Annotated in this window: 22 protein-coding genes; 14 read left to right on the forward strand and 8 right to left on the reverse strand. The window is 44.6% G+C overall.

Annotation, left to right across the window (positions count from 1 at the left end):
- Positions 1 to 6 precede the first annotated feature (6 nt).
- From recF to dnaA, 4 genes are all read right to left on the reverse strand, one after another.
- Positions 7 to 1,128, reverse strand: a complete 1,122-nt coding sequence (recF, locus tag FD47_RS03020) for a DNA replication/repair protein RecF (protein ID WP_054732874.1) — start codon at positions 1,126 to 1,128, stop codon at positions 7 to 9.
- Positions 1,125 to 1,394, reverse strand: a complete 270-nt coding sequence (yaaA, locus tag FD47_RS03025; protein WP_171035015.1) for a S4 domain-containing protein YaaA — start codon at positions 1,392 to 1,394, stop codon at positions 1,125 to 1,127. The genes recF and yaaA overlap by 4 nt, the downstream gene beginning before the upstream one ends.
- 326 nt (positions 1,395 to 1,720) lie before the next feature.
- Positions 1,721 to 2,860, reverse strand: a complete 1,140-nt coding sequence (gene dnaN / locus FD47_RS03030; RefSeq protein ID WP_008213430.1) for a DNA polymerase III subunit beta — start codon at positions 2,858 to 2,860, stop codon at positions 1,721 to 1,723.
- Between the two features lie 195 nt (positions 2,861 to 3,055).
- Positions 3,056 to 4,414 carry a chromosomal replication initiator protein DnaA gene (gene dnaA, locus FD47_RS03035; RefSeq protein WP_008213431.1) on the reverse strand — a complete coding sequence of 453 codons (1,359 nt, stop codon included), beginning with the start codon at positions 4,412 to 4,414 and terminating at the stop codon, positions 3,056 to 3,058.
- A gap of 514 nt (positions 4,415 to 4,928) precedes the next feature.
- On the opposite strand from dnaA, the gene rpmH reads away from it, so the two are divergent.
- From rpmH to yidC, 3 genes are read left to right on the forward strand one after another with little or no spacing between them, the layout of a single operon-like run.
- Positions 4,929 to 5,063 (forward strand): 50S ribosomal protein L34, encoded by a 135-nt coding sequence (gene rpmH, locus FD47_RS14970; RefSeq protein WP_013729124.1) that lies wholly within the window; start codon positions 4,929 to 4,931, stop codon positions 5,061 to 5,063.
- Between the two features lie 53 nt (positions 5,064 to 5,116).
- Positions 5,117 to 5,482, forward strand: a complete 366-nt coding sequence (gene rnpA, locus FD47_RS03040; protein WP_008213432.1) for a ribonuclease P protein component — start codon at positions 5,117 to 5,119, stop codon at positions 5,480 to 5,482.
- Positions 5,479 to 6,315: a membrane protein insertase YidC gene (gene yidC / locus FD47_RS03045; protein WP_056980029.1), complete on the forward strand. Its 837-nt coding sequence runs from the start codon at positions 5,479 to 5,481 to the stop codon at positions 6,313 to 6,315. The genes rnpA and yidC overlap by 4 nt, the downstream gene beginning before the upstream one ends.
- 213 nt (positions 6,316 to 6,528) lie before the next feature.
- Here the strand turns inward: yidC and FD47_RS03050 are convergent, their stop codons facing one another.
- Positions 6,529 to 7,401: a cation diffusion facilitator family transporter gene (locus tag FD47_RS03050; protein WP_225425040.1), complete on the reverse strand. Its 873-nt coding sequence runs from the start codon at positions 7,399 to 7,401 to the stop codon at positions 6,529 to 6,531.
- A 247-nt stretch (positions 7,402 to 7,648) separates the two neighbouring features.
- On the opposite strand from FD47_RS03050, the gene jag reads away from it, so the two are divergent.
- From jag to mnmG, 3 genes are all read left to right on the forward strand, one after another.
- A complete protein-coding gene (jag, locus tag FD47_RS03055; protein ID WP_054732870.1) occupies positions 7,649 to 8,380 on the forward strand; it encodes an RNA-binding cell elongation regulator Jag/EloR in 732 nt (243 codons plus the stop codon).
- A gap of 209 nt (positions 8,381 to 8,589) precedes the next feature.
- A complete protein-coding gene (gene mnmE / locus FD47_RS03060) occupies positions 8,590 to 9,984 on the forward strand; it encodes a tRNA uridine-5-carboxymethylaminomethyl(34) synthesis GTPase MnmE (protein ID WP_008213436.1) in 1,395 nt (464 codons plus the stop codon).
- 35 nt (positions 9,985 to 10,019) lie between these two features.
- The gene (mnmG, locus tag FD47_RS03065) at positions 10,020 to 11,957 is read left to right on the forward strand and encodes a tRNA uridine-5-carboxymethylaminomethyl(34) synthesis enzyme MnmG (protein ID WP_054732867.1); all 1,938 of its coding nucleotides are present in this window, start codon (positions 10,020 to 10,022) and stop codon (positions 11,955 to 11,957) included.
- Between the two features lie 85 nt (positions 11,958 to 12,042).
- Here mnmG and FD47_RS03070 read toward each other — a convergent pair whose 3' ends face one another.
- The gene (locus FD47_RS03070) at positions 12,043 to 13,239 is read right to left on the reverse strand and encodes a multidrug effflux MFS transporter (protein ID WP_056980030.1); all 1,197 of its coding nucleotides are present in this window, start codon (positions 13,237 to 13,239) and stop codon (positions 12,043 to 12,045) included.
- A 222-nt stretch (positions 13,240 to 13,461) separates the two neighbouring features.
- Here FD47_RS03070 and lepB point away from each other — a divergent pair, with 222 nt between their 5' ends.
- Complete coding sequence (lepB, locus tag FD47_RS03075; RefSeq protein WP_008213440.1) at positions 13,462 to 14,052, forward strand: signal peptidase I; 591 nt, start codon at positions 13,462 to 13,464, stop codon at positions 14,050 to 14,052.
- A 115-nt stretch (positions 14,053 to 14,167) separates the two neighbouring features.
- On the opposite strand, the gene FD47_RS03080 is transcribed toward lepB, so the two are convergent.
- A complete protein-coding gene (locus FD47_RS03080) occupies positions 14,168 to 15,034 on the reverse strand; it encodes a helix-turn-helix transcriptional regulator (protein ID WP_056980031.1) in 867 nt (288 codons plus the stop codon).
- A gap of 340 nt (positions 15,035 to 15,374) precedes the next feature.
- Here FD47_RS03080 and FD47_RS03085 point away from each other — a divergent pair, with 340 nt between their 5' ends.
- From FD47_RS03085 to FD47_RS03100, 4 genes are all read left to right on the forward strand, one after another.
- Positions 15,375 to 17,549 carry a beta-L-arabinofuranosidase domain-containing protein gene (locus tag FD47_RS03085; RefSeq protein WP_225352737.1) on the forward strand — a complete coding sequence of 725 codons (2,175 nt, stop codon included), beginning with the start codon at positions 15,375 to 15,377 and terminating at the stop codon, positions 17,547 to 17,549.
- 59 nt (positions 17,550 to 17,608) lie between these two features.
- Positions 17,609 to 19,972, forward strand: a complete 2,364-nt coding sequence (locus tag FD47_RS03090) for a DUF5695 domain-containing protein (protein ID WP_054732853.1) — start codon at positions 17,609 to 17,611, stop codon at positions 19,970 to 19,972.
- Between the two features lie 83 nt (positions 19,973 to 20,055).
- Positions 20,056 to 21,444: a glycoside-pentoside-hexuronide (GPH):cation symporter gene (locus tag FD47_RS03095; protein ID WP_054732850.1), complete on the forward strand. Its 1,389-nt coding sequence runs from the start codon at positions 20,056 to 20,058 to the stop codon at positions 21,442 to 21,444.
- A gap of 188 nt (positions 21,445 to 21,632) precedes the next feature.
- Positions 21,633 to 21,959 (forward strand): hypothetical protein, encoded by a 327-nt coding sequence (locus FD47_RS03100; protein ID WP_008213446.1) that lies wholly within the window; start codon positions 21,633 to 21,635, stop codon positions 21,957 to 21,959.
- A 75-nt stretch (positions 21,960 to 22,034) separates the two neighbouring features.
- Here FD47_RS03100 and FD47_RS03105 read toward each other — a convergent pair whose 3' ends face one another.
- Complete coding sequence (locus FD47_RS03105; protein WP_082402581.1) at positions 22,035 to 22,673, reverse strand: histidine phosphatase family protein; 639 nt, start codon at positions 22,671 to 22,673, stop codon at positions 22,035 to 22,037.
- A 493-nt stretch (positions 22,674 to 23,166) separates the two neighbouring features.
- On the opposite strand from FD47_RS03105, the gene FD47_RS03110 reads away from it, so the two are divergent.
- From FD47_RS03110 to FD47_RS03120, 3 genes are all read left to right on the forward strand, one after another.
- Complete coding sequence (locus FD47_RS03110) at positions 23,167 to 23,652, forward strand: hypothetical protein (RefSeq protein WP_056980032.1); 486 nt, start codon at positions 23,167 to 23,169, stop codon at positions 23,650 to 23,652.
- 261 nt (positions 23,653 to 23,913) lie between these two features.
- A complete protein-coding gene (locus FD47_RS03115) occupies positions 23,914 to 24,462 on the forward strand; it encodes an RNA 2'-phosphotransferase (RefSeq protein WP_171035014.1) in 549 nt (182 codons plus the stop codon).
- Positions 24,463 to 24,482: 20 nt separating this feature from the next.
- Entirely contained in the window at positions 24,483 to 24,644 is a 162-nt protein-coding gene (locus FD47_RS03120) for a hypothetical protein (protein WP_008213453.1), read from the forward strand.

Below are 24,644 nucleotides of genomic sequence, written 5' to 3' on the forward strand. Positions count from 1 at the left end.
TCTCCTTTATGATTCTTCAAGTGATACTTTGCCATTGGTGATCCGAAAAATTTTGGGGTCACTTAACAGTTCTTCTTGAACCCCACTTAAACTGGTGGTGGTTAAAAACGTCTGCACCTTGTCCTGAATTGCGGTTAGTAAGTGAGTTTGTCGATAATCGTCAAGTTCAGACAGCACGTCATCCAAAAGCAGGATCGGGTACTCACTCGTTTGTTCCTTCATCAGGTCAATTTCAGCGAGCTTAACGGAGAGTGCCGTTGTCCGCTGCTGACCCTGGGACCCAAACGATTGAACTTCACGCTCATTAATTGCAAATTTAAGGTCGTCTCGGTGCGGTCCCAGTAGGGTTGTGCCCCGTTGAATTTCCTTATCTTTAATTCGACTAAACTGTTTCAGCAAACTTTGATAAATGCTATCCACCGATTGAAGCTGATCATCCGGTACCGCCGTTTGGTACATGAAGCTTAAGGTTTCCTTACCCTGAGAAATTTCGGTATGAATTTTTTTAGAAAAAGCTTCCAACTGCTTCAGAAGGGCGAGTCGTTGGTGAATAATTTCAGCGCCGTAAGCGGACAGTTGATCTGACAAAACATCCAGGTACACCTTATCGGATTGAATCCGGTGCTGCAGATCTTTCAGATAACGATTGCGTTGCTTTAAAATTTTCTTGTACTGGGTGGAATTGTATAAATAGCGATTGCTCATTTGACCGAATTCCATGTCCATGAATTTTCGCCGGACCTGGGGGGCGCCCTTCACAATTGACAAGTCTTCGGGCGCGAACAGAATGACGTTTAATTGACCGACATAGCTGGAAAGTTTTGCCTGTTCCAGATGGTTCACTTTCGCGCGTTTCCCCTTAGGTCCAAGATCCAATTCAATTGGCACGTTGCCAAGACGCTTTTGAATAACGCCCTTAATTTGGGCCGTCTGACTTTGCCAGTTGATAAGCTCTTTTTCATTGGAAGTGCGGTGACTACGGGTTAGTGCCAATACATAAATTGCTTCAAGTAAATTGGTTTTCCCCTGCGCGTTTGCCCCAAGAAAAACGTTGATTCCTTTTGAAAACTGAAGCGCTTGATCTTCATAGTTGCGAAAGTGATGAAGCTCAATTTCAGTTAACCTCATTTATCGTCCCGCTTTGAGCGAATAAAAAATAAGCCAACATCGGGAACTGCCACGTTATCACCGGGATAAAGCTTGCGACCGCGGCGATTGTCGGGCTCGTCATTAACATTAACGGTATTTTCTCTTAGATACCATTTGGCTTGACCACCGCTGCTAATAACGGATTCCTCTTTAAGTAATTGGCCTAAAGTTATATAAGGTCCATCAATGAAAATCTCTTTTTTCACAATTTCACCCACCTTTTTACATAATCTATTATACGCCATTTCACCCCAAAAGTATACGTTTGAAGGGGTTTATATGCACTGTAAGCTGTTTATAGAAATTTGGGGACTTTTGTTAGAAAATGGCTAAAATTGCTGAGAAGTAAAAATATGAGCAATTTAAGCTGAATTTACATTGATTTTGTTTTTCGACATTCTTTTATTGGTTTTAGGGAAAACCAGAAAAAAATGGTTATAACTGGTTTCTTTTTCACATGCTTCTCAATCAATTGAAAGGGGATTGCCAATAATCACGCGAAACTAAAAAAGCCGTTTCAGAAAGACCTCTGTAAGGTCCGTCTGAAGCGACTGAAATGTTAAGGGTAATTTTAAAACGTTCGAATTGGGGTAATGAGTTGAACAAAGCTGTCACTGTCTTCAGTTGGCGTTAACGTGAATGGCCTTAACGCCGAGGTGAAGTCGATGTTAATAGTTGCCTGACTGAAAGATCGCAGCGCGTCTTTCATATAATCGGGATTAAAGGAAATTTCAAGTTCGTTACCTTCAACTGACTTGGGTTTCATATCTTCTTCAACGTTGCCGACATCCGGGGAATTCCCGTAAATGGTAACCGATTTTTCATCCGGTTTAACGGTTATTTTGACCACGTTATTCCGAGATTCATGAGACAACAGTGAGGCCCGTTCGATTGAAGCTAATAGTTCGGGAGCATCAAATGAAATTCGGGTATCAAATGAGTCCGGAATTAGGCGGGAGGTGTCGGGATAGTTTCCCTCTAACAACCGTGAATAAAAGAGCGTATCACCAATGGTAAAGAGGGCCTGGTTTTCAGTAACGGATAAGGTGACCGAATCCTGAGTATCATCGATCATTCGGGAAAGTTCCGTCAAGCTTTTTCCCGGCAGAACGAAGTCAAACGATCCGTTAACGGGATTTTCCAAAGTAACTTTTCGTTGACTCAATCGATGACTGTCAGTGGCAACCGCCAAAAAGTTAGTGTCCGAAAGCGTGAAGTGAACCCCAGTTAAAATCGGGCGACTTTCCTGATTTGATACCGCAATTACCGTTTGACTGATAATTTGTTTAAGTAAGTCGGCCGCCAATGGAATTGATGTGTTGGTTTCAATTTCAGGTAAGTGCGGATAATTATTTGCGTCCAACCCATTAATGGTGAACGAGGATTGTCCGGACGTAATCATGGTTTGAAAGTTCTCGCCAACTTCGATTGTTAAAGTATCTTCTGGTAATTTTTTAACAATGTCGGTAAAAAAACGGGCAGGTAACACAATGGCACCTTCAGATTCAACTGCCAGTAAGTTATCGGGATTATCCGCTTTAACCGTTGTTTCAATCGATATATCGGCATCACTACCAGTCAGAATTAATTCATTCTGGTTTACCTGTAATTTTAAGCCTGTCAGAATTGGGATCGTAGTTTTGGTTGAGATTGCTCTTGAAACGGTGTTGAGTGCTTTTGTAAATGCAATTCTGCTTATCGTAAATTTCATGCCTGTTGTCGACCTCCCGGAGTGTTATATAGATATTAATTAATAAATCAAAAAGAAAAAAGCAGTAATAGTAGTTCCTGTGGATATGTGGATAACTATTAAAAATGACAGTCCCTGCTTTGTTTCAGTCTGTGGATAAAGTTGTGCATAAGTGCATGGCTTTTTCAAAGTTTATCCACAAGCAATTATACCATTTCAGCTAAGGGCACTTTTGATATCTGCGATTTCTTTTCGAATATCGGTATCCAATTTAATGACCTCCGCGATTTTATCGCAAGCGTGAATAACGGTTGTGTGATCCTTGCCGCCAAATTCCTTACCAATTTTTGGTAGTGAATTACTCGTCATTTCACGGGACAGGTACATCGCAATTTGGCGGGGAATGACGATTGACTTCATGCGTTTCTTGCCTTTGAGATCACTGATTGAAATGTGAAAATAGCTGGCAACTTTATTTTGAATATCAACGATAGAAAGTTCAGTGTTGGCCTTGGTGAGCTTGAGCCCCTTCAACGCTTCGTATACGAGGTCGGTGGTGATTGGTTCGTTTTTAAGTTTTGAATAAGCCTGAACCCTTGACAGGGCACCCTCTAACTCGCGGACGTTGGAATTAATTTGGCCGGCAATGTAGGAAAGCGTTTCGTTTGGAATAACCAAATTATCCAACTTCGCCTTACTTTTTAAAATTGCGATTCGGGTTTCCAAATCTGGCGGGGTGATATCCACTGGTAATCCCCAAGCGAATCGGGAAACCAGCCGTTCCTGAAGCTTAGGAATTTCCTGGGGGACCCGATCAGAAGTTAGAACGATTTGCTTATCGTTATTATAGAGGTCATTAAATGTATGGAAGAATTCTTCCTGAGTTCCCTCTTTTTGAGCAAAGAATTGAATATCATCAACCATTAATAGATCAACGTTTCGATACTCTTTCCGAAATTCTTCGGTCCGATTAGTCTGAATGGCATTGATAAAGTCATTGGTGAAGGCTTCACTGGTCACGTACTTCACGTTGGTTTCGGGATGGTCTTCGAGCCGCTTGTTACCGATTGCCTGCATCAAATGGGTTTTACCCAATCCCACGCCGCCGTAAAAGAACAACGGGTTATAAAGTTTTCCGGGTTCTTCAGAGACGATCAATGCCGCCGCATGGGCCATTTGGTTGCCCTTGCCAATGATGAAGTTATCAAATGTATAGTTTGGATTCAGATGATTTTCCTTGCTAAACGCAAAGGTATCATCCGAATCCGTTTCCCCGTCGGAATCAATATCATCAGTTGGGGATTTTTGGGCAGCTTCCTTCTTAACATCCGATTCCAGAACGAATTTTGGTTCAACATTCCCCTTAGTAATGATAAAGGCGTATTCAATCAAATTTGGTGCTAACTGTTCTTTCCAATAATCGCGGTGGAGTTCAGAAGGAAGCGCCAGTGTTAATGTTGTGCCGTCAAAATCGACTGGCGTGACCGGTTTTACCCAGGTGTCATAGGTTAGGTCAGTCGTGTTTTTGCGGAACTGCTCGCTTAATTTTTGCCATAATGAATTCTTATCGAGCACTTGAAACGCCCCCCACTTAATTTAGTCGTTTATAAAATCCAGAATTAATTCTAGCATTCCAGATAAAAGTTTTCCACAGGCAAAATCAGCCTGTGCATAAATGTTTCACAGGTGTGGGAAGTCTGAATAACAAGTCTGTGGATAAGTGGAAAACCACTAAAAAAATGATGCTAAATCACAACGGAATGTGGATAACTAAAGCTGATATTACCAGCTTTTTGAGGATTAATCACAAAAGTATCCACAGGCTGTGGATAACATTAACCACAGTCTGTGATCCTGTGGATAACCCTGTGACTATGATCCGCGTTCACTATATTAAACGGGGTACTTATCCACAGTTTTTGTGCATGAAACAAATTTAAGGGATCCAGATTTTTTTAATGACTTGCTAAAAGTGTATTTCATTTATGGTCGAACTATGTTAATATATTGAGGAAATGCATTTGAACATCCGAAATTAAATGCTTAAACGCAACTTTATATAGTTTATATAGATAGAGGAGGAATTCTCATGAAGAGAACATACCAACCAAAGAAGCGTCATCGCGCTCGCGTTCATGGTTTCCGTAAACGAATGAGCACCAGCAATGGTCGTAAAGTGTTAGCACGCCGTCGTCAAAAAGGTAGAAAATCATTGTCTGCATAGACCACTGACCATTCAGTGGTCTTTTTCATTATTTTTATTTACGGAGATGGATCATGCGAAAATCGTATCGCGTTAAGAAAGAGTCGGAATTCCAGAAGGTCTTTGAAACGCATAACTCAGTTGCCAATCGGCAATTTATTGTCTATACGTTAGATAAACCGGATCAAGTTCACTTTCGCGTTGGGATTTCAGTCGGGAAAAAAATTGGGAATGCAGTACATAGAAATTGGGTCAAAAGACGGATCCGTCAGGCAATTTTGGAGTTGAAGCCAGACTTGCGTCAGGACGTTGACTTTATTGTCATTGCACGACCGGTAACCGACAAGATGCCGATGAAGGATGTCAAGTCAGGATTGATCCACGTCTTCAAATTAGCAAAGTTACTGGATTCCAACTATGATGGTGGGGAAAAACATTGAGAAAAAGAATAAAGAAAATATCGGTTTTACTGTCGCTGCTTAGTTTGACGGTCTTTCTGTCGGCCTGTAGCAATACGCCCATTACAAATCACAGTACTGGGATTTGGGATGGATGGGTTGTCCTGAACTTTTCACGGGCGATTATTTGGTTATCTAAATTCTTTAACGACAATTATGGAATGGGAATTATTATCTTCACCATTTTGGTGCGGATTGTCATTCTGCCGTTAATGGTTTATCAAACCCGCAGTATGCGAAAGACTCAGGAAGTGCAGCCACAGTTAAAGGCATTGCAAAAAAAGTATTCCTCACGGGATGCCGAAACAATGCAGAAGCTTCAGGCTGAGCAGAAGAAGCTGTACGCTGAAGCTGGCATCAACCCAATTGCCGGGTGTTTGCCGTTAATCGTTCAGATGCCAATTCTGTTTGCGCTGTACCAGGCAATTTGGCGGACCCACATTTTAAGAAGTGGGACGTTCTTGTGGCTGCAACTTGGGCATCCGGATCCAATCTTTATTTTGCCAGTTCTGGCGGCGCTCTTCACCTTTATCTCGTCTTGGTTGGCGATGAAGGGTCAACCTGAATCCAACTCGATGACAACAATGATGACCGTCGGCATGCCATTCTTCATTCTGATTATGGCCATTAGCCTCCCATCTGCTTTGTCACTTTACTGGGTAATCACTAACGCCTTTCAAGTTGGCCAAACCCTTGTTATTCAAAACCCATGGAAGATTCGCCGTGAGCGGGATAAGAAGCAGCGTGAGGAACGGGAACGCAAACGAGCCGTTCAAAAAGCAATTAGAAAAGCAAAACGAAGCAAACGAAAGTAAGCTAGATTAATTAAAGGCCGTTTTGAAATCAATCCGATTTCAAAACGGCCTTTAATTTACGCTCAACATGCAGAAGTTTTCGAAAAACGAAAACTATGTGATTTTTGTCTTTAATTCATGGTGGCGTGGCAAGCTAATCAACATGGTTGGGTTCATCCTTTAAGCTCACAGGATAAGCCATTACGTCGGCATCGAGGATGTCATATTTTTCCATTAACGCGTGTTCAACCTTTCCCCGATTGCGTAGGCCTCGGTTACTCGGGTGTCATTATCGAGGTAAACGCCGACTTTCATCACGATTTGATCCCCCAGCCAGCGTGGCTCAATGCCTTGAACCCCCAGCACACCAGGAATTTGGTTAATTGTTTTGGAATAGGTTTCAATCGTTTTTGGGCTGAATCCTTCAGTCAAACGCATAATTGTGGTTCTAAAGATTGTGATTGAGGCGTACAGAATTAAGAAGCCCACAATGATAGTTGCCGCTCCATCCAGCCACTGAGCGCCCAGATAAGCCCCACCAATTGATAGGAAGGTGCCAAAACTCGTCCAAGCGTCACTTTTTAAGTCCTGGCCGGAAGCGACTAACGCTTGGTTATTGAGTTGATGCCCCTTAGCTGAATTGTATTTTGCCAAGATCGCAATGACGATTGCAGAGGTGATGCTGACACCCAGGGACCAGTCGTTAGGGCGAACCGATCCGCCCGCTAAGAATCGTTGAACCGCGAAGACGCCGTCGACCAGAATTTGGATACTGACGGCAAACATGATGGTTGCCGATAGGAAGGCAGCAATGTTTTCATACTGCCAGTGACCCAGGACGTGATTAGAATCTGGTGGCCGGCGGGAAATCTTGAGACCAGTAATGATAATGGCGGCACCACAAACCCCGGTGAGGTTGTTAAGCCCATCGGCGATGAGGACGGTAATGTTGTTAAAGTAACCGATAATCAGCTCAGCAGTCATGATGACGGCGTATGCACCCAAGTTGGCAAAGGTGATTTTCTGAGCCTCTTGCAGTTTATCTAGCCGGTGTTGACGGTCAATAACGATATTTCTTCCGGCATCGTATTGATTAATGTTTGCCAAAAATGATCACTTCCTAAAATCGAAAACCGGATTTTGAATCTTAAGTTACCAATGAAATTTTCCGTTGGGGAAATGTTGCTTCAAGTCCAATTATATCGGCTCATGAGAAATAGTGTCAGATGACGATTGAAAATATGAGAAATTTTATAAGGTTTCCGTTTAGTTTGCGTTTTTTGCCGAAAATCGTTTATAAAGCTGCTTTTTTATGCTATTATAAATCAGTTAAATCCATTAAAGGGAGTTTATTATGTCAATTTACTCTGGTAAAACCATCCAAGACGCAGTGCAAAAAGGCTTAGCTGAACTATCACTCAATCAGGACCAAGTTGAAGTCAATGTCATTCAACAGCCAAGAAACGGTTTCTTTGGCATCGGTCGCAAACCTGCTCAAGTCGAACTTACCCCAAAAGAAAGCAAAACCACAAACCAAACTGATCCTCACACACCGACACCTGCCGCAGCCATTAAACGCGCCGAGACGTCGAGCGAAGATTCATCTTCTGAAGATGACCGCGAAGATGTTGATCTTGATAAAATTGCCCAGGACCTCGCTGATTATTTAAACGACGTTCTTGAAGCGATGGGATTTTCGTTTACCCTCAAGCTTGATGTCCGCAACCGCCATTCGATTTACATTGATATGGATACGGAACAGGAAAGCCGACTAATCGGCCGCCATGGTCGAACGATCAATGCTTTGCAGAACCTTGGCCAAATTTATATTAACCGAGCTGGCGCCAATAACGTTGACGTTGAGCTGGATACCGCTGATTATCGCCACCGGCGTAGTGAGGCGTTAGTTCAGCTTGCCGATAAAACGGCCAGAAATGCCATCGCCAATGGCAAACCGGTTTACTTGAACCCGATGCCGTCCTTTGAACGCAAACAAATTCATAATGCACTGGCTGATAATCCCCACGTCGTGACGTATTCAACTGGCAAAGAACCTCATCGGGTCATTGTAGTTGCGCCCAAATAAATTGCGAACCAGGTCCAAAATAGCGTTGACAAATCAAGGACTTTAAAATATGATGAAGGTAATCATTCTTATCTTAACTAGGTAAAGTAGTCAAAGTGCTTTATCCATGCTTTTTACGCATGGAGTGGGCACTTTTTTTGTGCCCTAAGCGCTTTTTTGTGGTTTAATGAGTGGAACTATTGGATTTTTATGCGGGAGGAAGCTGAATCATGGTTTTAACAACGACTGAATTTGACACGATTGCGGCAATTTCAACACCACCTGGTGAAGGCGGTATTTCGATTGTTCGGATTAGTGGTGAAGAGGCATTTGACGTTGCCAAGAAACTTTATCGAGGAAAAAATTTGGATAAAGTTGCCAGCAATACCATTAACTATGGCCACATTGTCGATCCGGACACCCACGAAGAAATTGATGAAGTGATGTTGTCAGTCATGCGGGCTCCCCATACTTACACGAAGGAAGACATCATTGAAATTAATTGTCATGGTGGCATTGTCGCGACTAATCGAATTTTACAGCTCATTTTAAGTCACGGCGCCCGAATGGCTGAGCCCGGCGAATTCACTAAGCGGGCATTTTTAAATGGCCGAATTGACTTATCACAATCTGAAGCGGTTATGGATTTAATTGAGGCCAAAACCGATCGGTCGATGAAGGCTGCGATCAGTCAGCTGGACGGCAATTTGTCCCATTTAATTAAGCACCTGCGAAAAGATATTCTCGACGTCTTGGCTCAGGTCGAAGTTAACATTGATTACCCTGAGTATGACGATGTTGAGACCATGACAAGTAAACTATTACGAGAAAAGGCCACCGATGTTCATGCTCGGATTGATCAGTTATTAGAGACGGCCAAACAGGGAAAGATTCTTCGCGATGGCCTTGCGACATCCATCATTGGGCGCCCGAATGTCGGCAAATCAAGTCTTTTGAATCACCTGCTTCACGAGGATAAAGCAATTGTCACCGATGTGCCGGGAACCACGCGGGATGTGTTGGAAGAATATGCCAACGTGCGTGGGGTGCCGCTAAAGTTAGTTGACACTGCTGGTATTCGCGAAACCACCGATAAAGTTGAAAAAATTGGGGTTGATCGTTCTCGAAAAGCGATTGATAGTGCCGATTTAGTTTTGCTGGTCCTTAACGCGAGTGAAGCATTGACGGATGAGGATCGCCAGTTAATTCAGGCAACCGATAAAAAACAACGGATTGTGATTTTAAATAAAACGGATTTACCGGTCAAACTTGACGTTGATGAGGTTAAGCGGCTTACAAAACCGTCCAATATCATCTCAACGTCCGCAATTAAGGCGGATGGTCTCAAGGGACTTGAAGAAATTATTGCCAAAATGTTCTTTGGTGAAGGCATTGCCAACAGTCAGAACGATGTTGTGGTAACCAACGCGCGTCATATTGGGTTACTCAATCAGGCAAAACAGGCTCTTGAAGACGTCATTAAAGGCTTGGATGAAGGGATGCCGGTTGATCTTGTTCAAATCGATATGACCCGCTGTTGGGACTTTCTGGGTGAAATCACTGGTGATAGTTATCAGGATGAATTAATCGATCAGTTATTTAGTCAGTTCTGTTTAGGAAAATAAGTTGTTTCATGTGAAACATTTGGAGGAAAGTTCAGTTGAAAAGTTTACGAGTAAGCGATGTGAAGCAAAAGTATCGCGGCCATGATTATGATGTGATTGTTGTGGGTGCTGGCCATGCCGGCAGTGAAGCGGCTTTGGCAGCCGCTCGGATGGGCAATAAGACGCTGGTGCTTACCATTAATTTGGATATGGTAGCGTTCATGCCATGTAACCCGTCCGTTGGCGGACCTGCTAAGGGAACCGTCGTCCGTGAAGTGGACGCTTTGGGCGGTGAGATGGGTCGAAATATTGATAAGACCTACGTTCAAATGCGAATGCTGAATACTGGTAAGGGGCCTGCTGTCCAAGCATTACGGGCCCAGGCGGATAAGCACGCCTATCACGCTGAAATGAAGCACACGATGGAAAACGAACCGAACCTGACGCTCCGTCAGGGGATCGTTGAATCACTCATTGTTGAAGACGGGGTCTGCAAGGGCGTTGTGACTAATACAGGCGCAAAATACTATGCCAAAGCGGTTGTGATTGCTGCCGGTACCGCTGCCCGTGGAAAAATCATCATTGGTGAACTGATGTATGCATCCGGTCCCAACAATTCCCAGCCAGCCGAAAAATTATCCGGAAACTTAGAAGAATTGGGATTTGATTTGGAACGGTTTAAAACTGGAACCCCACCTCGGGTTGATGGAACAACCATTGACTATTCGAAAACCGAGGAACAGCCCGGCGATCAAAAGCCCCATCATTTTAGCTTTGAATCTGCCGACAAGGACTATTTGGCCGTTAAAGATCAGTTGTCCTGCTGGTTGACCTACACCAATGAAACAACCCATAAAATTATTCGGGACAATCTTGACCGCGCCCCAATGTTTACCGGCGTAATCGAAGGGGTTGGCCCCCGCTACTGCCCGTCAATTGAAGATAAGATTGTCCGGTTCGCCGACAAACCCCGGCACCAACTTTTCTTAGAACCTGAAGGGCGCAAGACTGAGGAGTGGTACGTGGACGGTTTATCAACGTCAATGCCTGAAGAAGTCCAACAGAAAATGCTTCACACCATTTCCGGGTTGGAAAACGCCGAAATGATGCGGCCGGGCTATGCGATCGAATATGATGTCGTTGCGCCCTATCAGCTGAAGCCAACTTTGGAAACCAAAGTGGTTAAAAATCTCTTTACTGCTGGGCAGACAAACGGCACTTCCGGTTATGAAGAAGCAGCCGGCCAAGGCATTATGGCTGGCATCAATGCTGGCCGCCGGGCGCTGGGTAAGGGTCCGTTTGTCTTAAAGCGGAACGAAGCCTACATTGGTGTGATGATTGATGATCTGGTTACCAAGGGCACGAAGGAACCTTACCGACTTTTGACGAGTCGGGCCGAATACCGGTTGCTGCTGCGGACTGATAACGCCGACATGCGGTTGACTGAAAAGGGTCATGAAATTGGCTTGATTTCTGATGATCGTTACGCCAAGTTTTTAGCTAAGAAAAAGGCCATTGAGTCAGAGATTGATCGGTTGAACAACATTCGGATTAAACCTTCAAAAGCCGTCGACGAATTTGTTGAAGCTCACGGTGATAAGCCGTTAAAGGACGGTGTTATCGCGGCGGTATTCCTGCGGCGCCCATACGTTGATTACCAAGCGTTGATGCAGTTTATTCCGGCCCCTGACCAACCATTGGATCGCCATGTTATCGAGCAGGTTGAAATCCAAACGAAGTATGCCGGCTACATCGCCAAAGCCGAAGCTAGTGTTGAAAAGATGAAGCGGATGGAGGAAAAGAAAATTCCGGATCAAATCGATTACGATGCCATTGATGGGATTGCAACCGAAGCCCGTCAGAAACTCCAGAAAATTCATCCGGAAACCTTGGCCCAGGCAACCCGTATCAGTGGGGTTAATCCGGCTGACATTGCCATTTTGAGTGTTTATATTCAACAAGGTAAGATTGCTAAGTTAAAAAAGAGTGTTTAGCAAACCATTTTAGGATGGCAAAAGGGAGGTCAACGGTCTGAGCAGTGATGCCCAGGCGTTAACCTCCCTTTTTGACTCGTTTCGATTAAGTTGATGGTGATGGTTTAATTTGCGTGAACAACCAAAGGCTAATCCCAATGCAGACAGTAATTGAAACCGCCATTGGCAGATAAGTTTGCGATCCCATAATGCCAACCAGTGGCGACATGACCCCGCCGATGGCATTTTGAGAAAGTCCCAGTAACGCGGAAATTCCGCCGCTGTTTTTCATCGATAAGTTCATGATGACTGAGGTTGTCAGGGTAAACAGCATGCCAAACTGCAGGACGATGAGAAGCACCAAACCGATGGCGGTGATGAGGTTATTAAAGACAAACCAGCTAATCGTTAGTGCGAGGGCTGATAGTAAAGTGGTTGTGAGCACGACGTGGATTTGGCGGGTTTCAGAGACTTTGGTTGCTAAAATGCCAGGAACGGCTGACCCGATGGCAATCCCAATCCCGTTAACCGCGTACAAAAAACCAAAGCTTGAGACACTCATATGAAAGTAGTTTTGGAAGACAAATGACGATGCTGAAATATAACTGAAAAGTCCACCATAGATCAGGCCACTGCCAATCACCAGTTTCACAAATTTGCCGTTCTTCAACAGCCCCAGCATTTCCCAGACTGAGTTGATCGGGTTGCCGGCAATTCGTTTAGCCGCCGGGAGTGTCTCTTTCACGCCTAACCAAATTGCAAGGGCCACCAAGCAGCCAATGACTGCTAGGAGAATAAAGACGCCCTGCCAAGCGACGTATTGAATGATGTAGCCGCCAATGACCGGCGAGACGACAGGAAAGATGCCGTTAACTGCTGACAGCAGCGAATAAAATCGCGTCAGTAGCGGACCGGAAAAGAGGTCCGACGCAATGGCCCGGGAGAGGACCTGCCCGCTGGCACCGGCCAATCCCTGGACAAATCGCAAACCAATCAGAAAATAAACTGAGTGCGTTGCTGCGATGAGTAACGAAACCAGTGCGAAGGCGATAAACCCGATCATTAAGGGCAGTTTCCGACCGTATTTATCGCTCAGAGGACCAGAAATTAACTGGCCCACCGCCAAGCCGATCAAGCAGGCACTCAGGCTCAGCTGAACCAGGGATGCTGGGGTATGCAGGCTCTGGGTCATTTGCGGTAACGCCGGTAGGTATAGGTCGATAGACAGCGGTCCGGTGGCGCTAATTGTTCCTAAAATAAAGACCAGCCAGGCCCGTTTGCCTAAACTGACGTTTGCAGCCATTCAATCACCCGTTTCTAATTCGTTAAGTCACCAAATTATGATACCGGTTTACCGCTATAATCGCAAATTAATTATAGTTATGTTAATTATGCATTTAAAAGTTGTCTTGAAGATAAAATATGATAAAATTAAATTCGTTTGTATCAACGATCTATCAACGTTTTTCATGAACCATTAAAAACACTGGGACTTTGTGTTGAAAGTCCATAAAGGAGCACGTACATGAAATTTATCAAAGGATTCTTAGGGATTGTCATTCCGGTCGCAATTGGACTGGCACTTGCCCTGCTCATTAAGGCGACGGTTGTGACGGTCGCGCGAGTGGATGGGCCTTCAATGGAACCGAATTTAGTAAATAACGAACGACTATTTGTTTGGCGCCATGCCAAGATTAAACATCTCAGCGTGATTGTCTTTGACGCTCACGGCGAAGATCCCAGCGCCACAACCCCCAATACCGATTATGTTAAGCGGGTGATCGGCCTTCCCGGCGACACCGTTTCCAGTAGCGACGGCAACGTTTACGTGAACGGCAAGAAGATCAACCAAAGTTTCATTAGTAAGTATCAACGGACAACCGGTACCGGAAACTGGGATCTGCAGACCCTTTCCAAGAGCTGGGCTAAGCATCCCAATTCCGTTAAGGTCCCTAAAGGCAATTACTTTGTGTTAGGTGATCACCGATCGGTTTCAAACGATGGCCGATACTGGGGATTTGTGCCAAAGAAGAAGATTACCGGCGTGGCCAAGACGTTCCCATGGGGAACCGATAAGGCCAAGCGGCATAACGTGAACGACTTGGGATTTGAATAACTTTAAAATAATAATAACTAACGCTGAATTCAGCAGGATTTTGATCTTGGTGAATTCAGCGTTTTTTTGTGATTTGAAGTCCCGTACTGAGAACTTTCTTCATGGGCGTTATTTTTCAAACATTATTGTAGTGTTTCCGATAGGTGAGCGGTGAGACCCCGTAGTATTTCTTGAAGCTCATTGAGAAATAGTAAACGTTTTGGTAGCCAACATCCGCGGCGATTTTCGTAATCTGCTCAGACGTAATCAGCAAGCGTTTCACCGCTTCTTCCAGCCGGTACTTTGTCAAAAACTGGTTTGGCGTGATCCCAAACGTTTTCTTCATACTAACTGCCACTGAGTTAGGATGCACGTGGAAGATTTTTCCCAGGTCTTCATTGGTAATCTTCTCATCGTAATGGTCGCGCAAATAGCGTTGCACTCGACTGGCCAGAATTGATGTTGACGTCTTAGCTGGGCTTTGAACCTGAACCTGCTGCAAAAGGTCAATAAAGAGCTGCTGAGCCTGCCAGAATCCAACGGCGTTTTGCGCAGCGCTGTTTTGAAAGATCTTCTTGATGATTGGCAACAGCGCGTCCGTATCCGAGATGGGGGTGTGTTTTTTTAAAAACAGTGTCATGTCTGGTGTGTAGTAGTGCAGTGAAGGAACCTGGATAATGGAACGCAACTGCTTTGGTTCCTTAGATTGGACGTAATCGCTAATCACGGCAAAATGAATCCAGTAATATTCGGTAGTTTCGTCCATCGGTTTCCAAGAGTAGTGGTGGTGCTTTGGCTGCAGAATAAACATTTCACCAGGAACAACGGTGTATTTAATGTCATCTTCAGCAATATAGAGTTTTCCACGAACCATAAATATCATCACAAAAAATTGAAAATTATTCCGATTCGGGTGGCGTTCGCCCGGATTAAAAATGACATGTCCACTTTGAACGTAGGTTGGCAAGGGTAAACATGAAATTGATAGGTACTGATCTGCCATTGAATTGACCTCCTAAATGGCTTTTTTAATGTAAGCGCTTATAAATTAATATAAAACGCCTGTTAAATAATATAAAAAGTTATCTGAGCGACTTTATAAAGACTGATAAAATATTATAAATTCTTGGACAATTTAATAAATCATCCCTGATACCATGGTTATACCTTATTTCAGCCGTTTTGTCCATATTAATAATCTCTGTGGTATTTTATAAAATCTTTGATAGATAGTAGATTTTAATATTTTATATTTACGGTATTCTTATAAACGTAAGCGGTTGCAAGATGATTCATCGATAACCAAGTGACCGACAGGAAATTGAGGAAGGATGTTAAATATTATGAAACCGGTATCATACTACAACGTTGAATACTTACCAAATTCAACTTTAAAAGAAAAGTTTGAGCGCAATATTAATTGGATGCTGTCACTGACACCAGATCAATTACTATACAACTACCGGAAAAATGCGGGTCTTGACACGAAGGGCACCACACCATTGACTGTGTGGGAGTCACCTGACTTCTTCTTTAGAGGTCACTTCACGGGTCATTACTTATCTGGCGCTTCCAAAACATTCGTTGAATTAACCAATACGGACGAGAAGGATCCTCAAGCAGTTGAGTTGAAAAACAGAGTGGATCTAATTGTAACCGGTTTAAAGGAAGTTCAGGACAAGCTTAGTGAAACTTCCGAATTCCCAGGCTATCTAGCCGCAGAACCTGAAAAGCGGTTTGATAATCTTGAAAAATTACGATTTAACGGTAACCATTACGTTCCATACTATGCGATTCAAAAGTTGATGGACGGCCTGATGGATGCTTATCAATACACCGGCAATCAAACAGCCTTGCAACTCGTTAAAAATCTAACCAGTTACGTTGAAAAGCGCATGGCAAAGCTGACACCGGAACGGATTTCAGCAATGCTGGACACCCGCTGGTACCAAGGATCTGGCCAGTACATTTTCCATCAAGAATTTGGCGCAATGCATCGAACCCTCCTACGGTTATATGAACTGACCGGAAAGAAAGAACAGGATGTCTTTGATTTAGCTGAGAAGTTCGATCGTAAGTGGTTCCGTGACATGCTGATTAATAATCAGGATAAGTTGGGCTACTACTCAATGCATTCAAACACCGAGTTGGTATGTGCTGAAGGGATGCTGGAATACTATCACGTCACTGGCGATGATCAGTATAAAAAAGGCGTTGAAAATTACATGGACTGGATGCACACCGGCCATGAATTACCTACAAAGGGCATTTCAGGCCGCTCCGCATACCCAGCGCCCGCTGATTATGGTTCGGAACTTTATGATTATCCGGAAATGTTCTTCAAACATTTATCAAAACTCAATGGCGAAAGCTGCTGCAGTCATGATTTGAACTACTTGAGTTCTGAATTGTTTGCTGATACAAAGGATCCCGTTTTGATGAACGATTACGAAATCCGGTTTATCAACGCGATCATGGCTCAACAAAATAACGACAGCGCAATTGCTGAATACCTGTACAACTTAAGCGTTGCGCCCAACTCAGTAAAACATTACGATCGCGGCGGTTTCTGGTGCTGTGTCGGAAGCGGTACCGAACGGCACTCAACCTTGGTAGACGGGATTTACTACCAGGATAACGATGACATCTACGTTGCCCAGTACTTCGATTCAATCCTGAACTTAAAGGATCAGGGCGTTAAGGTTACCCAGGATGCGCACTATCCTGACCAGCACTTTGCTCACATCACCGTGGAAACTGAGCAGCCAAAGGACTTCACTATTTATGTCCGCGTACCAAAGTGGTCAGCCGAAACGACAATTACCGTAGATGGGAAGGCCGTTAAGGTTCAACCTGAAAATGGGTTTGTTGCCATCAAGCGTAATTGGTCGAAGAAGTCAGAAATCACGATTAACTTTGATTTCCAACTTCGTTACCAAGTATTAGCCGATCGGTTTAACCGGATTGCCATCTATTACGGCCCAATCTTATTAGCCGCTCAAAAGGCTGATTTGCCAGCTTCAACCGTTTCAGCCAAGGAATACCTGAACGATCTTGAAAAGGTCGAGGGCAAAAACCAATTCCGTTTGAAGGGCTCCGACATCATCTTCAAGTCATTGCCTGAAATCCCTGGTGAAACGCCTTACAACGTCTTCGTCAAGGTACCTGAAGAACCAGTTGCAAAAACCATTGATACTCAAAATGATGGCGCGCAATTCGGTCACCAGTGGACGTTGGCAGTTGACCCTGATAAGAAGAACTACTTGAAGATTACCTATTCAGCACTGGATGATGACATCTACAGTTTCCAAATTGAAGACGATGACCAAGTGCTCTTCACCCAGACAATGACCAAGGAAGAATGGCCTGAAGATTCCTACTATATTTACCCATTGCCACAATCAGTCACGAAGGGCCGCGACAAGCTCAACATCAAGATTGAGCCGCTGGATTACGAAAGCTTAAACTTTGACGTTGCCGACATTGACAAGATTGAAACGATGGTTGCAACAAAGTAATTTAAATGGTTTAGGCGTGATGGCATCCCTGCCAATCACACGCTACAGGAGGTTTTTAAATGGAGTCGGATTATTTAACAATCCAACAGAATCATCGGGGGGCAATCACAAAGCTTCAACTTAAAAATGATAAAAGTAATATGAATTGGGTGATCGATCCAGATTATCTGGCATCACTTAATTATCAAGATAATGACAAACTGTTTGGTGAATTTAACATCACCGTCAGTGGTAAAAAGTATCGCAGTATTGACCAGGAACCAGACGTTGTCAGTCAGGCAGACGGCAGCACGGTCACATTCCACGTTAATGGATTGAATATTACGCAGCACTATCAGGTTAAGAATGACCGCTTGGACTGGCAGTTTTCAATCGAAAACGGCGGTTCCGAAGATGTTAGTATCGACAGCCTCGGTCTTTGGCTGAGCCTGGCTTACGTGATGTTTCGTGATAAGGACGTTCACCGAAATGCCAATCAATCAGTTGCCGTGTTCCCACAAATTTCCAATAACTACACTAAGTTAGCGGCCGTTCGCCGGGACAACACCGCGCCTAATATGGGCGTTTACCAGACAGCGGGCAAGGTGCTCTCAGTCGGCACATTCAATGAGTATACGAACCGGTTCTTCGAAAATGTGTCACCATCGCTGGATGGCATGCTGTTTCATGAAATCGTTTTGGCAGGTGGCTATGAGGATGATAAACGGCCGCATCATGACTGGATTTATTCTCAAGAAAAACTAACGGTTGCGCCTGGCCAAACCAGGACCTGGGGCTTTGTTCTCGAACCGTTCAGTGATCAAGCTGATTTCTATCAAAAGGGATTAGCGCTTGGCCATCCGCGGTTCTCCTTTGAACCAATGATTTCTCAAGGTTCGGATCAAATCTTTAATGTCACGCTGGCAAAGAATCAAACGCTTAAACGGGTAACGGTTAATTATCATGCAAATCACAAACTTGTGAGTGATGACTTAACCGATCAGTTCAAGGATGGTCGCTTAGTCTACCGCCCGTCCGGCTTAGGTGAGCATCGGGTGGTTCTGGAGTTTGGCGATGGAACCAGTGATATGGGCGTCTTCAACGTCATGAGTTCGATTAATGAACTGCTGGAAAACCGTTCAGCTTACATTTCCCATCATTCATACGCTGGCAAGTCCGGAAAGGTGCCATACAGTTTCGGCCCCGTTTCCAACCAGGGTGAATCCATCGGGAAGATGACTTTCATTCTCCAGGAATGCCTGCTGGATCACTCAATTAGCGACGCAGATGAGGAGATTGCTCAAGTTGAGGAAAGTGCCGTTAACTATGTTCGACCAAAATGGTTCGTTGACGGTGACTTCAAGAAACCTCGAAAACTGTACGGTGATTTCTACCGGGTAATGGATCTGGAGTACATTGCGCATATGTTCTACCTGCTCTCCCAATGCCCAGCTGATAGCTTAAAGCTTCACACGCCAAAGGACTACCTGTCGTGGGCGGCACAAATCTTTGATGTTCGGGTCAACCCTGATCTTCATGATAATGAACGGGCAAAGACCGAGGCCCAAATGCTTGGGACTTACTTCCTCTACATTGAAGATTTGTTGGCTGACTTGAAAAAGAACGGCCTGGATAAGGAGTACGGCGAAATTTCCAAGTCATGGAAAACCGCGACTGATCGGGTTGCCGCTCAAAGCGATACGCTCGCAGCCGCAATGACTGAACACTTCTTTGACAACGCCGGCTTTGGTCCCGCCACTGGGGCGCTTGCCCTTACTGGTAACATCGCCGCGGCGAGAACCTATGGGGAGTTATTAAAGGCCAACATTGGCTTCAGTAATGATTTCCGTTCCCAAAGTCCTGATCGTTGGTGGGAAGCCTTGTCCTACATGATTCACGCGTTGTGGGGCGGTGTCACTGCCGCTGCTGCTCAAATTGCCGGTGAGTGTCTCTATGACCCAGAGCTGATTGAAGCGGCTTATCGGGCGACTGGGGCGGTGCTCTATATGTACGATTCCAACGCCACGGCGACTGATCGGATGCTTAAACCAGGAGAAGCCGCATCGACGTACAGCATTGCCGGACCAAACTTAAACCGGCCGGACCTTTCCCGGAACCGTTTTGGCCAATCGATCTTTGCTTCTGATGGCGGCATCTTCGCCCGCCTGTTTCCGGATGGGTACACCGGTGAAGATGACTGGGATATGGGCGAGGAACTGGTTGCCTACCTGAATGGATTTGGGCAGAAGACCTACGTCTACCAGGATAAGCAGGGTGATCTTAAAGCAATCAACGGCCGAATTTCCAAATTAACGAAATCCAGTTACCAGGTTGAAAGCTTTGCCCCTTATATCAATGAGTACATTGACTTAACGAATCAAACCGTTCTCAAATCAAACACGAAAGCGGTGAAGTATTACCGCGAAAATGGGCAGTTTGAATAAATCGAATAGATACCTTTAAGGAGGTGAGAGATGTTTCATGAATGGGGTTCATCAAGTCTAAATTAAGATAGGAGATTTCTACAATGGAAAAAAATGCTGTTAATACAGCAGGTTCGAACACCGATAGTGCGAATGTCAAACTATCAGTTTGGGAAAAAACAGCTTATTCCTTCACTGATATGGCTGGGAACTTGCTATACGTTACGATTTCAAGTTATATTCTTTATTTCTATACTGATGTGTTCAGTATTTCAGTTGGTGGTGCTGGTTTAATCTTGCTGGTTGCCCGTTTCTTCGATGCCGTTAGTGCACCAGTTTGGGGCTCAATCGTTGACCACACGCACACTAAATGGGGTCAAAGTCGACCATACTTCTTATGGCTGGCCATTCCGTTTGCTGTTGCGACATTCTTAGCATTTACCGCACCAAATCTTCACGGTACCGCTAAGTTATGGTATGCCGGGTTCACTTACATCTTGGCTGCCGGGGTTGTTTATACTGGTATTCAAACACCGATTACTGCTATTCTTCCTAGTTTAACCACTAATGGTCAGGAACGGATCAACGCCAACACCTTCCGGATGTGTGGTGGGTCCATCGGATCATTTATCACAAGTACGTTTGCTTTACCATTAGTTGCTTTCTTTGGTAAAGGTAATGATAAAGTTGGTTTCATGTGGACAATGTTCCTGTTTGGTGTTCTGGCCGTTATTCTCTTGTTCCTCTCATTCAAAGGGATGAAAGAACGGACAATTGCTGTTCAAAAGCCAATTCCTTTCAAGGATTCCTTGAAAGCAACTGTTGGTAACAATCCATGGTACATCTTGGTTATTGCCTTCGTTATTTACTGGGTTGCTCAGTCAACTCGTAACGGAATTTCAGTTTACTATGCTAAGTACAACTTAGGTAACGAACAATTAACTTCTGTATTTAACGGACTTCAAGTTCTTGGGATCATCGCAACGATGTGTATTCCATTTATTGTTAAGGTTACTAATAAGACCATGACTATGTTAATTGGTTTGGCAATTGGTGCCTTTGGTCAAATCATGATGGGCTTTGTTGGTAACAACTTTACCCTTGTTATTATCGCTTGGATCATCGGAATCTTCGGTGCTTCAACTGCCATTGCAATGCCATTCGGGATGTTAGCCGATACCGTTGATTATGGTGAGTGGAAGACCGGGATTCGAGCCCCTGGTTTCTTAACCGCCGTTGGTTCAGCCTTCTGTATCCAACTTGGTTCAGGATTCGGTTCATTTATTCCTTCAAAGATCATGGCCGCTGCTGGGTTCGTTGCTAACAAGACCCAAACCGCGCACGCACTGGGCGCAATCCACTTTACATTTATCTACCTGCCAGTGATTATCTACGCGGTTGTTGCCGCAATCATGTGCTTCTACTTCAAGTACGAGAAGATGGAACCACAAATCAAGGCTGATCTTGCAAAGCGCCATGAACAAAACGCATAATTCACATCACTAGAATCTTGGGTGTCACCTAGCAACTTATAATTGGTTTCTGACAGTTTCACTTTGGTCGGTTGTTGACACCCCCAGCTGACCGCCTATTCGGTAGTTAATCCATGCTTGGCACCCCAAGGGCATGGGTTGACTACCGTTTTTATTAAAATGAGGATTACGAAAGGAGTTGAATTGGGATGCTTAAACCAATCTATTTAATTCGGATTGCCCTGCAGGCCGTCATTATCGGCGCCATTTACTTTCTGTACTGTTCAAATCCGGATGGCAGTTTCACACTGCGAATTGGATTCGTCGCAGTTTGGTTGATCCTATCATTCATTAGTCAAATTTACCTCATGCGGTTTCGGGGCTTGTACCCGCGATCGGTTGCCAAGGCGAACGCAAACGGTCATGATGTTGCGGAAATCAACTTCTTCTTGGCCGTTGGGTTACTCGTAATCTACGCGTTAATTGGGCCAATCGTTGCCGTTGGGTTTTACTTCTGGGATCGCCAGTTGAACTAATTAGAATTTTTAAAATCATCATTAAACTAAAAGCCACCGCGAATTCACTGGATTCGCGGTGGCTTTTGTAATGGGTTATTGATTATATGAAACAACGGTGGGTTCACGGGTCACATCAAGAATCATCAGGCTGCCATTTTTAGGCTGTTCACGGACCTCGCCATTTTTAGAGTAAATGGTAGCAAGGTTTCGCAGGTATGTTCCATGTGAAACAACGATGGCTGACTGATCATCCGCTAACTGATTTTGGATGGTGGCCACCGCGCGTTTAATGCGTTTCTCAAGTTGATCCGCCGTTTCGGCATAGTGAAACGGATCGGCATCGTGCATGAAGTCCCGAACCTTAAGCAGGCCATACTGCTTGATTAAATCGGCCTGTTTAAAGTGCTCCAGTGGCCCGCCAATCATGTTCCAGGTCATCGTGCTGTCAATGGCTTCAAACGAACCGAAGTAGACCTCCCGAACGTCCTTGTGGATTTCACGGGGCACGTTAGCAGAACGGTTATTCTTGGCCAAGATAATGTCAAGGGTGTGGATTGCCCGCATCATATCGGAACTCACGGCCAAATCAAAATGAACGTCCTGTAGCTTTTCCCCAGTTATTGCGGCTTGTTTTTCGCCCTTTTCAGTCAGTGGTGAATCAACCCAGCCCTGCATACGGCGGAACTGATTCAGCAACGTTTGACCGTGGCGAACAAAATATATTTTTTTCAATAGTCGACTCCTTAACGTAATATCTATACCTAAGACTTTACTATGTTTAGGGCAAATAGAAAAGTGGCTGGGGTCATCGGGACCGTCATTTTTCGAAAAGGGCGTTATTTTAAGGCTCGTTTAAGCTGGTCTGTGTATTCTAAGCACAATCAATATTCCCCTCCAAACAATATTGATTAAGCAAGCTGTTCGATGATGCAGTAAGCTTTCTTCATGATAGAGATCTCCCCCCTAACAAGATCTCCTCCAATATAAATGATTACGCTGTCCGGCAGAGATGCCGGATATTTTTTTGCGCCGATAAAATCGACCCGGTAAACGTTTAATGGCGGATCGTAAAATAAATATGATTTTTTTGGTGACCCTTAAGCTTTATTTAAGCCGGCTTCGGTATTCTAACGGTATTCCAAATGAAGGGAGGCCAAATTGAAACACCGGTACCAAATTCTAGGGATTATCAAAAATATCGAAACATCTGAAAGGGAGTTTTAATTTGAATCTGAAAAAAACACTGTACACAGTCGCTGCATCAACTGCTTTAATTGCGCCAACATTTATCACGGGGGTTGTCGCTAACGCGGATGTGAAGCCTGACCAACCACAAACGGCACAACGTCATCAAAAGAACGGTGCCCAGTCAACTCATCAAAATAATGATCAATTAAGCGTTGCCCCACGGCAAACTGGCAGCTCAGCAACCTCAGCCAATGATGGCTACAATACCACCGTCACTGCCACCGGGTTACTTAATAAATTGAGCTATAAAGTCAACACAAGCGCTGATAGCGGTGCCGATAGTGATAATCCGTTTTCAATTCGCATTTATAAAGACGGCACGCTTCTTAAAACCATTAGTTCCGACGGTGGAACGTTAAGCGGGTCAATGTGGGTTGGTTCCGGAACCTACACCATCAAAGTCTACACAACCAACGGGGCAAGCCACTGGACCGGTGGATTAACGTTGGGCGGCCTCATTTAAGACCCTCCGTTTCAAATCCCTGATTAAACCCACGACAATCCGACACCACCCAAACAACTGCAGATTTTTTGCTGGATTTAATTGGGGTTTTAGCCACCGGGCGCCAGAGATAAGCAGATAATGCGCCTGTAATGGTTTATTTAGGTCAAATAGAAGGACGATCCAGAATTCATTTTCCGGATCGTCCTTTTAACTGTTTAATTCGTGAAATCGGTTTTATAATAACAGTAAGCAGATTATTTAAGGGAGATGATCGCTAGTTTGGATCGTCAGTTAACAAGATTAAGTAAACGCTTGTCATTTGTTTTGCGGCATCACCCTGACAAAATCGGCATTCACTTGGATCAGTACGGCCGGGTAAATTTGGCAGACCTGATCACGCATTTTAATCGGCACTTTGGCACGCCAATTAACGAAGCAATTATCCGCAAAATTATGGCCCAGAGCGACAAGCAGCGGTATGCGATTGAAGGGACAATGATTCGGGCGCTTTATGGGCACAGTATCCCTGTTAAACCGCTCACCCCGCCAACAATGCCACCAGAGGTCTTGTACCACGGCACGACGCACGCGGCCGCCCGATTCATTGAAACCGAGGGCCTCAAGAAAATGGACCGTGACTTTGTTCACCTCTCTGCCAACGTGAAAATGGCCGTTCAGGTGGGCCAGCGACGCGATCCCAAGCCGGTTATTTTTGAGGTAGCTGCTAGCCGGGCCGCGCAATCTGGCATTTTATTTTACCCAACTGAAAGTGGTGTTTGGCTGGTTGACGCCATGCCGGCAGCGTTTTTGAAGAAAATTCAGGGTTAACCCCTGCGGAGGAACTGAAAATGGCTGATAAACAACCCGAAAAGAAATCCGAACCCCTCAAGATCAGAAAGCCGATTCACGGGCGATGTCCGCGGTGTAACCGGCCGATGATGATCAACTATGGGCTTAATCGGTGTCCCAACTGTGGGTTTATTTTTAAATCGAATTTGAAACTGGATTGA

Source organism: Lentilactobacillus parafarraginis DSM 18390 = JCM 14109 (assembly GCF_001435895.1).
Taxonomy (GTDB): domain Bacteria; phylum Bacillota; class Bacilli; order Lactobacillales; family Lactobacillaceae; genus Lentilactobacillus; species Lentilactobacillus parafarraginis.